This is a genomic window from Vibrio sp. V08_P9A1T1 (assembly GCF_963874405.1).
Classification (GTDB): domain Bacteria; phylum Pseudomonadota; class Gammaproteobacteria; order Enterobacterales; family Vibrionaceae; genus Vibrio; species Vibrio anguillarum.
In genome coordinates this window covers 1-14,439 of the sequence record NZ_CAWNIB010000306.1, presented here as the reverse complement: position 1 = coordinate 14,439, position 14,439 = coordinate 1, and the positions used below count along the sequence as shown (strand labels likewise).

Sequence of the window (14,439 nt, the reverse complement as noted above, 5' to 3'; positions counted from 1 at the left end):
GAATATCAGCAGCTACCGATTCAGTATACTGTGGTGAGTGCGTTAAAATTAGTCCAAAAAAATTGGCTGACTCTCATGCTGCAATCTTCACCTTTTTTGGTGGTGAATCTCTATTTCACGATTGGTGTTGTTGACTTTGATGATCCACAACAGTTGTTTACATTAACGAATGTGATTGTTTATGTGCTTTATACGGTAACGGCGGCGATGGCGACAGTGCGCTTGCATCGTTTGGTTCTGCTGGGTGAAAAATCTTGCCGTTTGAGCACGATTTTTTACTTAAGTTCGCGTGAATTGCGCTTTATTGGATGGTGGGCTGCGTTAGGCGCTATGCTGTTTGCCATTCTAATCATACCCATGTTTATCATTGGCTCGCTGGCAAATATAGTGACTATGCCAATGTGGTTAATCCAGCTTTGTACCTATGCAGCAATGCTGCCTATTGGCTGGTTTATCTCCCGCTGGTCATTAGTTTTGCCAGCAACAGCACTAGATCATCAACCTAGAGGTTTGAGTGTCGCGTGGCAAATGTCAAAGCCCCACGCCAAAGCACTATTTGTGCTGATAGGTGTGATCCCCATGCTTATCAACGCACTACTACAGCCCTTGTTTAATCTACATTTTCTGCCATTGACATTATTATTGTCACTCGTCTGGTTAGTGGTTTGTGCGGTTGAGGTTTGTGTGTTGTCGCTCAGCTTTCAGTGGATTGTGCAGCGAGAAGCGATTACCCAGAACCAAGAGTTACGCATTCCTGAATTTACCGCTTAAATAAGCCCTGTATTCACACAGGGCTTGATGAGGATTGAACGGTATTACTATTCACAAGGTGGTGATAGGTGGATTAACGCTAAGCCGCCTAACGAGGTTTCTCGATATTTCCGATTCATATCTTTCCCCGTCTGGTACATGGTCTCAATCACTTTATCTAGAGAAATTAAGCATTTGCTGGTCCGTTTTAGGGCCATGCGTGAAGCGTTAATCGCTTTCACAGCTCCCATTGCATTGCGTTCGATGCAAGGGACTTGAACTAAGCCACCCATTGGGTCGCATGTCATACCCAATGAATGCTCCATGGCAATTTCAGCCGCCATGCAAATTTGTTCGTTGCTGCCACCTCTTAGCGCGGTCAACCCTGCTGCTGCCATTGAAGAAGAGACTCCAATCTCCCCTTGACAGCCTACTTCGGCCCCCGAAATAGAAGCATTGGTTTTGTACAAAATACCAATAGCGCCAGCCACGGCGAGAAAATCTTTCAACTGCTTAGTGTCAAGCTCTCGGATAAAGCGGTGGTAATACATTAATACGGCGGGTATCACTCCTGCCGCGCCATTGGTTGGCGAGGTAACCACTTGCCCTCCCGCTGCATTTTCTTCACTGACCGCGAAAGCAAACAGGTTAATCCAGTCCATGATCTCCATTGGGTCACTTTCAATCGCCGCGTTAGCTTCCAGCTTCTTGAGCAGTGCTGGTGCGCGGCGCGTGACATGCAACCCACCTTCGAGAATGCCTTCCGTTTCAAAGCCGCGCTGCATACAGAGCGACATCACTTTCCAAATTTGATCGGCTTTGTGGTTAATCGTTTCAAGATCATGAAACGCTATTTCATTGCGCAAAACGAGACTGCCTAAACTTAAGCCATGTTTTTCGGCTTTAAAGAGTAATTCATCAGCAGAAGTAAAAGGAAATTCGACCTCCACGGGTGCATTTGCACTACCGTGTTCCAACTCTTTGGCGGTAGCAACAAAACCGCCTCCCACCGAGTAGTAAGTTTCAAAGGCTAACGTTTCTCCTTGCGCTCCAAAAGCGGTAATCGTCATACCATTTTCATGTAAGGGAAGATTAGTATTTTGGAAGAGGAGGTCAGTTTTTAGCTGGAATGGAATGAGCTTTTTTCCCGCTAAATTAAGCTCACCGTGTTCAATAGCATGCGCTAGCGCTTGATTGGCGCTGGTGATTTTGATGGTGTCAGGCTTATTGCCCAGCAGACCTAATATCACGGCGCGATCAGTGTGGTGGCCACGTCCTGTAAGTGATAATGAACCGTAAAGGTCAATCTGCACTCTTGCCACTTGCGTTAAATCAGCAATGATTTGGCTAAATTGATAGCCTGCAATCATTGGCCCATTGGTGTGTGAGCTAGAAGGGCCCACACCAATTTTAAAAATATCAAAAATGGATAACATCGACTTCACCTTGAATGTGACCTGTAATAGGTGACAACTTTGCCTAATAATACCCTAGTCTAGATCTCAAGTATTTGCTAACGTGCAAAAGTCTAACCAAAAACCATATTATGAGGACTTCGCATGTCGATTTGGGATCAAGTAACACTGCACACTCGCTATGGTGAATTACCCTCGGTTTTTTATTTTCAAGTGAACCCAGCGCCTTTAGACAATGTGCGTTGGGTTGCTTGGAATGCCTCACTGGCTGGCGATTTGTCTTTACCAACACAACCTAATGATGAGCTACTGCACAGCCTGTCTGGCCAAGTTATTCCCGCGCAATTTAAGCCATTAGCGATGAAATACGCGGGCCATCAATTTGGTATTTATAACCCTGATTTAGGTGATGGCCGTGGGTTACTGTTGGCCGAAATCGAGAGTAAAACGGGTGAAGTGTATGATCTGCATTTGAAAGGTGCAGGGCTTACGCCTTATTCGCGTATGGGGGATGGCCGCGCCGTACTGCGCTCCACTATTCGCGAATACTTGTGTAGTGAGGCGATGGCGGGTCTTGGGATTGCGACCACAAGAGCGTTGGCGATGATGGGCAGTGACACGCCCGTTTATCGAGAAAAACAAGAGCGAGGTGCGCTGCTGGTACGTGTAGCGCAGAGCCATATTCGCTTTGGTCATTTTGAACATTTTTTCTATACCAACCAATTAGCAGAGCAAAAGCAACTGGCTGATAAAGTGATTGAGTGGCATTACCCTGATTGCCTTACGCAAGAAAAACCTTATGCGGCCATGTTTAGTCACATTGTTGAGCGTACTGCTAAGATGATTGCCGATTGGCAAGCGGTTGGATTTGCCCATGGTGTGATGAATACCGACAACATGTCTATCCTCGGTCAAACCTTTGACTACGGTCCTTTTGCTTTTCTCGACGATTATGAACCGACTTATATTGGCAATCACTCCGATTATCAAGGCCGCTACGCGTTTGATCAGCAGCCGCGTGTGGCGTTGTGGAACCTGTCCGCTTTAGCACATGCATTGTCCCCGTTAGTGGAAAGAAGCGATCTGGAAGCGGCACTCGCTCAGTTTGAAGCGCAGCTAGGCCGTTATTTTAGCCAGCAAATGCGTCGTAAATTGGGGTTGTTGACCTCTCTGCCCGGTGATTCTGTGTTGTTTGAGCAAATGTTTGAGTTATTAACCAAAAATCACACCGATTACACTCGCTTTTTCCGGCAACTATCCAACTTGGATCGAGAAGGGGAGCAACCAGTATTGGATCTCTTCATTGACCGCGCTGCCGCTCAGTCTTGGCTTGAACAGTACCTGGCTCGTTGTGAGCGAGAAATCGACAGTTCGGGGAACGCGATTTCGATTGAGCAGCGCTGCACAGAGATGAGAAAAGTGAATCCAAAATATATTTTGCGTAATTATTTGGCTCAACAAGCGATTGATAAAGCAGAACAGGGTGATTACCAACAAGTGCACCAATTAGCACAATTGTTAGCCAACCCTTATGCCGAGCAACCGGAAAAGAGTTATTTTGCCCAGCTTCCTCCTGAATGGGGGAAAAAAATGGAAATCAGTTGTTCCTCATAAGTAACGCATTTTGTGATCTCTATCTAGACAGAATTCAAACTTTACATAAATATCAATAATCAAAAAAATGACCTATAGCTACACTAGGCCGATCAGTTGAAAATATGGATAGTGGACATGCAGGCAAGAACGCGCATTCTAGTCGTGGATGATGACGAAGAGATTCGGCAATTATTAGATGAGTACTTGACGAAGTCTGGTTTTGATATCGTCACCACCGCGGATGGCATCGAGCTATTAGCCTATTTGGAACGTAACAGTTATCCCGATCTTATTTTGTTGGATGTGATGATGCCCGGAGACGATGGTTTTACTTTATGCCAAAAAATCCGTCGTCATTCGAACGTTCCTATTATTATGTTGACCGCGGTTTCTGATGAAACTGACCAAATCATTGGTTTAGAAATTGGTGCGGATGATTATGTGGCGAAACCTTTCAACCCGCGTCAGTTAATGGCGCGCATCAAGGCTTTGCTGCGCCGGGTACAAGTCAATGATGAAAAAACAACCGATGCGCTGCCCAAACAGATTACGTTTGGTGATTGGCAACTCGATACCTTGTCACACCGAATTACACATCTAGAGCGTGCCGATGAGCATGACTTGTCGGGCAGTGATTTTGCACTACTGATGCTGTTTTTAACCCGGCCTAAGGAAGTGCTTGATCGCGATACCATCTCATTTGCTACTCGTGGACGTGAAGCGCTCCCTTTTGAGCGAGGTATCGACGTGCAACTTAGCCGTTTACGTCAGCGATTGGGTGATAGTGCAAAATACCCTCACTACATTAAAACTATGCGTGGCAACGGCTATATTCTGGCCGTTCCGGTCAGTTACGGCCATTAAAAATGACGCTAAGACGTCTCTTTTCACGCTTAAAACCCAACTCTCTTGTCTCACGAACACTGCTGCTGACTTTGTTGGCGGTGGTGATAGCTCAGGGCATTGCAACGGCGATTTGGTACAGCCAATCTAAACAAAAAGAGTTGGAAGGGATAAGTTCCGTTTCTTCTAGCATGGCAGGTATGTTTGCTTCCACCGTGACCTTTTTTCAATCACTACCCGTCAAGTATCGGCATATCGTGCTGGATCAAATTCGCAATATGGGGGGAACCCGTTTTTTTGTCTCATTCAATAAAGAGCCATTGACTGTGGAGCCGATTATCGATACGCCGCTCAAGCGAGCTTCAGTCGATGCAGTGAGGGAAGTGTTGCAACAAAAGCTCAATAACGTTGAGAGTATTCAAGTTGAATTTACCAAACCAGAACATTTGCGGTTACTAAAAAACGATATTTTTCTCAGCGACTTACCCAAGTCGTGGGCCTACCATACACTCACACTTGAACCGCTAAACCCGCCAGTGCTGGTGGTGCAAATCGAACTATCAAGCCATGAATGGGTTTACGTGGCGGCGCTACTTCCCGCCCCATACGTGAAACTGGATGACACTCTATTAAGAAAAGAGCAGATCTTATTTCTCTTTTTTTCCACCACTATTTTGTTAGCGTTGACCTACTTGCTTATGCGCCGCCAAGTTCGGCCACTGAGAAATTTAGCCAAAGCGGCGAATGAGATGAGTATGGATATTGCCCAGCGTCCCTTGCGTGAAGAGGGGGCGACAGAATTGATCACGGCGACCCGCGCATTCAATCGTATGCAGCAACGAATTCGACGTTACGTGGCCGATAGAGAGCATCTGTTTTCGGCCATCTCTCATGATTTAAAAACACCCATCACCCGCTTACGCCTAAGGGCTGAATTGCTCGAAAGCGATGTTAAGCGCGAAAAATTTAACCGCGATCTCGATGAGCTAGAGATGATGGTTAAAGGGGCATTGCAGTGCGTGCGAGATACCGATTTACACGAAAATAACAGCAGTATTGATCTCAATGAGATGATTCAGACGATTGCTGAAGGGTACAACTTAACTCGCCAAGTGGTCCATTTTACGCCTATGCAGCTTGAACCGATAATCGCTAAGCCTTTAGCTATTCAACGAGTATTGACAAACTTGATTGGCAATGGCGTGAAGTATGGTCAGCAAGTGTGGGTGAAGTTGGAAGAAAATCCAGAGTGGGTGGTTATCACCATTCAAGACCAAGGTCCGGGGATCCCGATAGATAAATTAGAAGCGGTCTTTGAGCCCTATTTTCGCCTTGCCGATGATGACCAAGGCCACGGTCTTGGCCTTGGAATATGCCGAAGTATTTTACATGGACACGGCGGAGATCTCATTTTACGCAATCCAGCTCACGGTGGTCTGGAAGCACAAGTCTTTATCCCACCTACGTTAGCGGTGTAGTGTAACGCTTTCGTTACGTTAAAATTACGGTTTGTTTCAACGAAAAAAATTTTCTTTGATTAGACTAGTAGGTAAACGATCAGCACTTTAATGGTTAATAAAAGTTTGCGAATCAGGTTTGCCGAATCAAAACCAAGGAAGATGATGATGAAATTTCATAACACTCTGCTTGCTTTATCTTTCCTCTCTGTCTCTTTCATCCCTTCGACTCACGCTGGTGAAGTGGAAGTACTCCACTGGTGGACTTCCGGTGGTGAAGCCAAGTCGATAGCAGTGCTCACCGAAATGTTGGAGCAGCAAGGCCATAGTTGGAAAGATTTCGCTGTCGCAGGTGGTGGTGGTGAAAGTGCCATGACGGTATTGAAAACGCGCGCGGTGTCGGGTAACCCACCGTCGGCGGCTCAAATTAAAGGACACGATATTCAAGAATGGGCGGGGCTTGGTTTTCTCACGAATCTTAATGATGTAGCCAAACAGGGTGGTTGGGATGAAGTCGTACCACCGATGATCACCAATGTTATGAAGTGGAATGGCCAGTATGTGGCCGTGCCAGTTAACGTGCATCGCGTCAACTGGTTGTGGGTTAACCCTGCGGTACTGGCTAAAGTGGGTGCTAAAGTGCCAACTACGTTAGACGAGTTTTTTGTTGCGGGCGATAAGATCAAAGCCGCGGGTTATGTGCCACTGGCGCACGGTGGTCAACCTTGGCAAGACGCGACGGTTTTTGAAACGGTGGCGTTGAGCGTTCTTGGCTCACAAGATTACGTGAAAGCGTTTGTTGAGCTTGATATGGCTGTGCTCGCGGGCGACAAAATGGTTGACGTGTTTAGCCAGTTTAAAAAAGTTCATGACTACATTGATGTTAACTCTCCAGGCCGTGATTGGAACGTTGCGACTTCAATGGTGATAAATGGTGAAGCGGCGATGCAGATCATGGGCGACTGGGCAAAAGGTGAGTTTACCGCAGCGGGCAAAGTTGCGGGTAAAGATTACCTGTGCGTGGCCGCGCCAGGTACGGCCGATCAATTTATCCATAATGTCGATAGTTTTGTCTTTTTTGAGCTAACTGATGCAGACAATAAGCAGGCGCAAAAAGCGCTAGCCGCCACGATCCTAGATCCTAAATTCCAAGAGGTATTTAACCTCAACAAAGGCTCGATCCCGGTACGCACAGATATGAATATGTCAAAATTTGACCAGTGCGCGTTGGACTCAATGGCGGCCTTTAAAGCGACGGCTAAGTCCAACAACCTTGTGCCCAGTATTGCCCATGGTATGTCGACAACCAGCTATGCCCAAGGCGCGATTTTTGATGTCGTAACGAACTTCTTCAATGATCCAAAAGCGGATCCAAAACAAGCAGCACAAAAACTAGCGAAAGCGGTGAAAGCTGCGATGTAGCCCTAACCCCCAGAGTGGGTAGGTTTTTTAGCCTGCCTGCTCACCCTCTTCTTTCTTGTAGCACACCACTTTCTGTGTGCTACTAACATAATCTGTCGGTTCTAACCAATTAGCGCGCTCTCCGATAAAGAGCTCGGGGGGAGTGCCCAAACTAGGCTTGCTGTTTGGGCGGAGGGTGCGCTTCCTTCCTATTTCACATTTTTTGTCATTCTCATCGCCGCCCTTTGATGGATTTAGCTGGGTGTCATTTCCCACCCAAAATTCATATTCCTTGGGTCATTTTCTACCCATTTTTGCTTTCTATCATAAGATTCTATGGGTTGTTGTTAACTGAATAGCTGGTGACACCTTATGGTTACTGGCTTGTTAATGGAATGTGTCATGTTGGCTTGTTAATTGCCTTATAGAAAACAACCAGCACCCATTGATGGGGCTGATATGTTCAATCAAGGAGAATAATAATGTTAAAGCCACTGACTTTGCTGACCGCTTCCATTCTTGCTGTAACCAGTTTTAATGCGGCCGCAAATTGCGACCCCGGCGAAATCGTCATTAAGTTTAGCCACGTCACGAATACAGATAAGCACCCTAAAGGTATTGCGGCTTCGCTGCTTGAAGAGCGTGTTAATAAGGAGATGAATGGTAAGGCTTGCCTACAAGTTTTCCCTAATTCAACCTTATACGATGACGATAAAGTATTGGAAGCCATGCTAAACGGCGATGTGCAGCTAGCGGCGCCTTCATTATCAAAATTTGAAAAATTCACCAAAAAATTCCGTATTTTTGACCTGCCATTCCTATTTGAGGATGTGGACGCAGTTGACCGTTTCCAAAACTCGGCTGACGGTGAAAAACTAAAGAATTCAATGACACGTCGTGGTGTAAAAGGGTTGGAGTTTTGGCATAACGGTATGAAACAGATGTCAGCCAATAAACCTCTACTCGTTCCGGCGGATGCAAAAGGATTAAAGTTCCGTGTGCAAGCATCTGATGTACTGGTTGCTCAGTTTGAGCAGCTTGGTGCAAACCCGCAAAAAATGTCTTTTGCAGAAGTGTATGGCGGTTTGCAAACCAAAGTTATTGATGGTCAAGAAAATACATGGTCCAACATTTACGGTAAGAAATTCTTTGAAGTGCAAGATGGCATTACCGAAACCGATCACGGCATTTTGGACTACCTAGTGGTGACATCGAGCAAGTGGTGGGACAGCCTGCCAGCCGACGTGCGTGACCAGTTCGCGACCATTTTAAAAGAAGTCACTGAAGCGCGTAATGCGGAATCAAATAAAGTCGAGCTCCAAAATAGACAATACGTGTTGGAAGCCGGAGGCGTGATCCGCACTCTCACACCTGAACAGCGCCAGCAATGGGTTACAACGCTGAAGCCTGTGTGGCAGAAATTTGAAAAAGACATCGGTTCAGATTTGATTGAGGCAGCGCTGGCTTCAAACAAATAATCAGCCTCCAACCCCACCTTGCATGGTGGGGTTGGACTCAACGCGTTTATTGCTCGTCTCATTGATAACTAACCTGAAGCCGTGCGGTGACCTTGAGTCAATTCCGATAATTACTATGAGAGCGATGTATCACATGGAACACTCTTTTTTCTCTAAAGTCGGCCGATTTACCGATGCGATTGAAGAAATGCTGATTGCATTCTTCTTGGGCTCGATGACCTTATTAACGTTCGTTAACGTTGTTTATCGCTATGTTTTTAACGGCAACATTTTATGGGCATTGGAATTAACCGTGTTCATGTTTGCATGGATGGTACTGGTTGGTGCGTCCTATGGGGTAAAGAAACACTTTCACATCGGAGTTGATGTGGTCATTAACATGGTGCCTGCAACTATGCGAAAAGTGTCTGCACTGGTCGCGGTGGCTTGTTGTTTAACCTTTTCTATTTTACTGCTCATCGGTTCGTGGAATTACTGGTATCCGTTTGCGACTGAGCGTGCTTGGTATGAAACCGACGATATTCCTATGCCGGAAATGCTGCAATTTCTCTCCGATTGGCTCAATGAAGGGGAGCGCTATGAAAAAATGCCGCGCTTTATTCCATACATGGCATTGCCTATCGGAATGGGATTACTCACTTTTCGCTTTTTACAAATCGCCTATCAAATTCTCAGCGGTAAGTTAGACAGAATGATTTCTGGCCATGAAGCCGAGGAAGATCTTGAAGCGCTGAAAGCGGAAATGGCACAAGTGAGCGAGACCATGTTAGAGCCGAACCGCGAAGCGACCCCGCCTATTGATTCTCGCAAGGAGCGTTAATTCATGGATATTTTACTGCTGTTTGTTATGGTCATCGGCTTTATGTTAGTCGGTGTACCCATTGCTATCTCGCTCGGATTATCCAGCGTTCTGTTCCTACTTTGGCACTCCGATACTTCTTTAGCGTCAGTGGCTCAAACCTTGTTTAACGCTTTTGAAGGCCATTACACTTTGCTTGCGATTCCATTTTTTATTTTGGCTTCCAGCTTTATGTCAACCGGAGGTGTAGCAAAACGCATTATCCGTTTCGCTATCGCTATGGTGGGTTGGTTTCGGGGAGGGCTTGCGATTGCTTCGGTAGTGGCCTGTATGATGTTTGCGGCGCTGTCTGGTTCTTCGCCTGCTACAGTGGTGGCGATCGGTAGTATTGTTATTGCCGGAATGGTTAAAAATGGCTACAGCAAAGAGTTTGCCGCTGGGGTTATTTGTAATGCTGGCACATTGGGCATCTTGATCCCACCTTCGATTGTAATGGTCGTGTACGCAGCCGCGACCGATGTATCGGTAGGGCGCATGTTTTTAGGCGGTGTGATCCCCGGTTTATTAGCGGGTTTGATGCTGATTGTTGCTATCTACATTTTTGCACGAATTAAAAACCTGCCGAAACAACCTTTTGTGGGTTGGAAAGAAGCGATCTTCGCCGCCAAAGATGCCAGCTGGGGTTTGTTGCTGGTGGTGATCATTCTCGGCGGGATTTACGGTGGTATCTTTACGCCAACCGAAGCGGCTGCGGTGGCAGCGGTATACGCTTTCTTGATCGCCAATTTTGTTTACAAAGATATGGGGCCGTTCGCCGACAAAGAAAATACCAAACCAGCCTTGGTCAAAATTGTGCAAGCCTTTTTCCATAAAGATACGCAAGCGACTTTGTTTGATGCAGGCAAACTGACCATCATGCTGCTGTTTATTATCGCCAATGCATTGATATTGAAACATGTTCTGACCGAAGAGCGCATTCCGCAAATTATTGCTGAATCGATGCTTTCTGCCGGTCTCGGGCCTATAACATTTTTGATTGTAGTCAACATATTACTGCTACTTGGTGGTCAGTTTATGGAGCCATCAGGGCTGCTGATCATTGTTGCTCCATTGGTCTTCCCCATCGCCATCGCACTCGGTATTGACCCCATTCACCTTGGGATCATGATGGTGGTGAACATGGAAATAGGGATGATCACACCGCCCGTCGGGTTAAACTTGTTTGTCACCGCAGGGGTAGCCAAAATGTCGATGATGAATGTGGTGAAAGCGGCGCTACCGTGGGTGGCGATTATGTTCCTATTTTTGATGATTGTGACCTACGTGCCTTGGATTTCCACTTGGTTACCAACCACCTTAATGGGGCCGGAAATCATCACTAAGTAACCAAAATGCTGACCTGAAATTTCTATGGCTGCGGCATGTTATTAGAGCTCTATATTTTATAGAGCTCTTTGTCTAATCCGTAACGCTGCATTTTGTCGTACAACGTTTTACGCGGTACGTTGAGCCTTTCCATTGTTTCATTGATACGCCCACCACACTCAATCAATGCTTGTTCGATCACGGATTTTTCAAATTCGGCCACTTGTTCGACTAAATGGGTGGGTAATTTTTGTGATGGCTCGCTGTCGTCTAACTGAGCCAGTTTCCCCAATAGCACATAGCGCTCTGCGGCGTTGCGTAGTTCGCGCACGTTTCCCGGCCAGTCATGGCTGATTAAGCGCTGCATTTCAGGTTGAGAGAGTGCGGTTGCCGCTTTACCGTAACGAGCCGCGGCCACTAACAAAAAGTGATGGAAAAGCGCAGGAATATCCTCTTTACGTTGGCGAAGTGGTGGAATATCTAATGTGACAATGTTTAAGCGATAGTAGAGATCTTGACGAAAGGTACCTGCTTGAGCTGCTTGCTTTAAATCGACTTTTGTTGCGGCGATGACTCGAATATCCAGAGGGATCAAAGTATTGGATCCAACTCGTTCAATGACTCTTTCTTGCAATACGCGTAATAAACGAATTTGCGCCTGCATCGGCATTGATTCAATCTCGTCTAGAAATAAGGTGCCGCCTTGTGCATGTTCAAATTTACCAATGCGTTTGGTTTCAGCGCCAGTAAAGGCGCCTTTTTCATGGCCGTAAAGTTCACTTTCTATCAAGTTTTCAGGCACTGCGCCGCAGTTCAGTGCGACGAAATTGAGCTCGCGGCGAGAACTCTGCTCATGTAACGAGCGAGCAACCAGCTCTTTTCCTGTACCAGTTTCGCCAAACAGTAGAATATCAGCCTGAGTGTCGGCGACATGAGTGATGGTGTCCCTTAACGCTTGGATGTTGCCAGTATTACCGATAATGCGTGGTCCAAGAGTTTGGCTCGCTTTTAAGCTGCGTTTTAGCTGCTGATTTTCTAACGTTAAGTGGCGTTTTTCTATAGCGCGGTGGATGGTTTCTATCAAGCGTTCAGTAGCAAAAGGTTTTTCGATAAAATCGTATGCGCCATCGTGCATCGCTTGTACGGCCATCGAAATATCGCCATGTCCTGTGATCAAAATAACAGGGACCTCAGCATCTTGATGATGAATCGAGTTGAGTAAGCTCTGGCCGCTGAGGCCAGGTAAGCAAATATCACTCACCACCACAAGAGGCAGCCCGTCGGCTTTGGCCGCCAATAAGGCTTCTTCCGCACTGGAAAATAACCGCGCTGTGAGGTCGGCGAGCTCGAAACTTTGCGCAATGGCGATACGGATATCTGCCTCATCATCGATAAAAAATACATCACACATTGGTTGTCCTTAACTGCTTTTTATCTTTAAACCATACTTTGTCTGTAAATCACACGCTTGGCGTAACGATCGGTAGAGAGACTGAAAATCGCGCCCCACACTGCGGTGAACTGGCCATCGTTAACTCACCGTCCATGCTTTGTATTATCTGCTGTGAAATCGACAAGCCTAAGCCTAAGCCATTTTTTTTCGTGGTGAAAAACGGTTCGAAAAGATGGGCTATTTTTTCTTGTGTAATTCCCGGGCCGTTATCATCAATATGGATCAACACTTGAGAGGCCTTGCACTCAGTGCTCAAACGAACGCATTTTTGATGTTGTTCCTCAAGGGCCTGCATCGCGTTGGTTAGCAAGTTAATCAAGACTTGTTCTAGTTGGATTGGATTGACACGCACCCAAAGATCCATCGCGGGTAATTCCATTTCAAATTGAATCAAATTCGATTTAAATTGCGGTTGCATCAACTCTTTTGTCGACAAAATGATCGGTAATAATTGCGCGTTCACTTTCTCATCGGTGTTACTTTTTCGCGCAAACGATTTGAGCTGTTCACTGATTTTAGCCATGCGTTCGGTGAGCGCTGAAATGCGAGTCAAGTTGTCATCGGTCCGTTCCGGCTTACCATTGGCTAAAAAACGCCGCCCATTGTCGGCAAAACTGCGGATAGCGGCCAGTGGATTATTCAGCTCGTGACTAATACTGGCGGACATTTGCCCAAGCACAGCCAGTTTCGCAGCTTGGATCAATTCATCTTGAGTTTGGCGTAACATGCTCTCTGTTTTACTTCGCTCCGCAATTTCCGCGTGCAGTGCAGAGGTTCGCTCCATCACCAGAAACTCTAATTTTTGTTTTGCTTCAGACTGTAACTGTTCGATTTGGCGCTGTTTGAGTTGGCGGTGATGAACCAGTAATAGCCCTAAGTAGACGATGGCAAACAGCATGCTGTTGATCAGAGTAAATCCAAAGCTATCCCAGAAAATGTTTATTTTGGGCGATAAAACCCGAATGTTGAGCCCGATACTGGGCAGCGGTTTGGTTGAAACGATGAAATCGCCTTTAATCCAAGTTTGATAAGGATTTTCCCATTCGGCAACGGATGCGCTGAAATCGCCGATCAATCCGAGTGAGCGAATGGAGGTATCAAGATATTGGCGGCTATTTTGAACCGCAATTCGATCGCTTTCGCTCAGCATGGCAACACTTTTAAACAGCCACTCCGGTTGGCTGGACATGAAAATAATGTTGTTGTCGTCGGTGGCGACAAAATAGCTTTGTTTGCTCTGCCAGTTTTCCTCAATCGCGGAAAGATCCATCTTCACTACCACTACGCCAATGACATCCGCGGCATAAACGATAGGGTAGGAGTAGTAATATCCTCGTTGCCCCGATGTTGATCCTAACGCAAAATATTGGCTCTCTTGCCCAGTTATGGCCGTTTTAAAGTAAGGCCGCCAAGCGAAGTTTCGGCCAATAAATGAATGAGTGAGGTGCCAGTTACTTGCTGCGATCGTGTTGCCATATTGGTCGATGAGGTAGGTGTCAGCGGCTTGAATCACTTCATTGACCTGTTCTAAATAGCGATTAGTGATTTCAATTTGGGCGCTATTGCTGGGGCTGTGTAAAGCGTCAATGAGTTCTTTATCTTTGGCTAGCAATCTTGGGATATGTGCATATTTATCAAGTTTTGTGGTGATGTGGCTAGAGAATCGCTCTAGCTGAGCTTGATGTTCAATCAATAAACTTTGGTAGTTGTGCCGCCAAACAAAATGCGCCCCAGCCGCGGTAGACAAAAGGAATAACGTTACAAAAATAAGGTTTACTCGGCGAATATGTAGCATCCTTTCTCCATGTTCAGCGGCGCGACAAGGGCAGTTCTTTTGCGAGAGATATCCATTTTTGCAAGTGATAATGCTCCCAGCATTGAC

At 46.2% G+C, this 14,439-nt stretch carries 11 protein-coding genes; 8 read left to right on the top strand and 3 right to left on the bottom strand.

All coding sequences use genetic code 11. From position 1 onward, the window contains the following. A partial coding sequence (locus tag AACT21_RS15900) for a hypothetical protein (protein WP_254917237.1) occupies nt 1-771 on the top strand: 771 nt, incomplete at its 5' end. 47 nt (nt 772-818) lie between these two features. On the opposite strand, the gene AACT21_RS15895 is transcribed toward AACT21_RS15900, so the two are convergent. Next, entirely contained in the window at nt 819-2,186 is a 1,368-nt protein-coding gene (locus AACT21_RS15895) for an L-serine ammonia-lyase (protein WP_029189727.1), read from the bottom strand. 123 nt (nt 2,187-2,309) lie between these two features. Between AACT21_RS15895 and AACT21_RS15890 the strand changes: the two genes are divergently transcribed. From AACT21_RS15890 to AACT21_RS15860, 7 genes are all read left to right on the top strand, one after another. After that, complete coding sequence (locus tag AACT21_RS15890; RefSeq protein ID WP_094164676.1) at nt 2,310-3,779, top strand: protein adenylyltransferase SelO; 1,470 nt, start codon at nt 2,310-2,312, stop codon at nt 3,777-3,779. A gap of 117 nt (nt 3,780-3,896) precedes the next feature. Continuing rightward, entirely contained in the window at nt 3,897-4,625 is a 729-nt protein-coding gene (locus tag AACT21_RS15885; RefSeq protein WP_026028047.1) for a response regulator, read from the top strand. Between the two features lie 2 nt (nt 4,626-4,627). Next, nucleotides 4,628-6,082, top strand: a complete 1,455-nt coding sequence (locus tag AACT21_RS15880; protein ID WP_094164675.1) for an ATP-binding protein — start codon at nt 4,628-4,630, stop codon at nt 6,080-6,082. A 147-nt stretch (nt 6,083-6,229) separates the two neighbouring features. Beyond that, nucleotides 6,230-7,483: an ABC transporter substrate-binding protein gene (locus AACT21_RS15875; RefSeq protein WP_026027514.1), complete on the top strand. Its 1,254-nt coding sequence runs from the start codon at nt 6,230-6,232 to the stop codon at nt 7,481-7,483. Between the two features lie 461 nt (nt 7,484-7,944). Further along, the gene (locus tag AACT21_RS15870) at nt 7,945-8,940 is read left to right on the top strand and encodes a TRAP transporter substrate-binding protein (protein ID WP_017044592.1); all 996 of its coding nucleotides are present in this window, start codon (nt 7,945-7,947) and stop codon (nt 8,938-8,940) included. Nucleotides 8,941-9,073: 133 nt separating this feature from the next. Next, complete coding sequence (locus AACT21_RS15865; protein WP_026028632.1) at nt 9,074-9,760, top strand: TRAP transporter small permease; 687 nt, start codon at nt 9,074-9,076, stop codon at nt 9,758-9,760. 3 nt (nt 9,761-9,763) lie between these two features. Continuing rightward, a complete protein-coding gene (locus AACT21_RS15860) occupies nt 9,764-11,125 on the top strand; it encodes a TRAP transporter large permease (RefSeq protein ID WP_013857190.1) in 1,362 nt (453 codons plus the stop codon). A gap of 49 nt (nt 11,126-11,174) precedes the next feature. Here the strand turns inward: AACT21_RS15860 and AACT21_RS15855 are convergent, their stop codons facing one another. Both AACT21_RS15855 and AACT21_RS15850 read right to left on the bottom strand, forming a co-directional pair. Then, entirely contained in the window at nt 11,175-12,515 is a 1,341-nt protein-coding gene (locus AACT21_RS15855) for a sigma-54-dependent transcriptional regulator (protein ID WP_094129467.1), read from the bottom strand. Between the two features lie 49 nt (nt 12,516-12,564). After that, nucleotides 12,565-14,352, bottom strand: coding sequence for a sensor histidine kinase (locus AACT21_RS15850; RefSeq protein ID WP_094147493.1), 1,788 nt, complete (start codon nt 14,350-14,352; stop codon nt 12,565-12,567). Nucleotides 14,353-14,439: the final 87 nt, after the last annotated feature.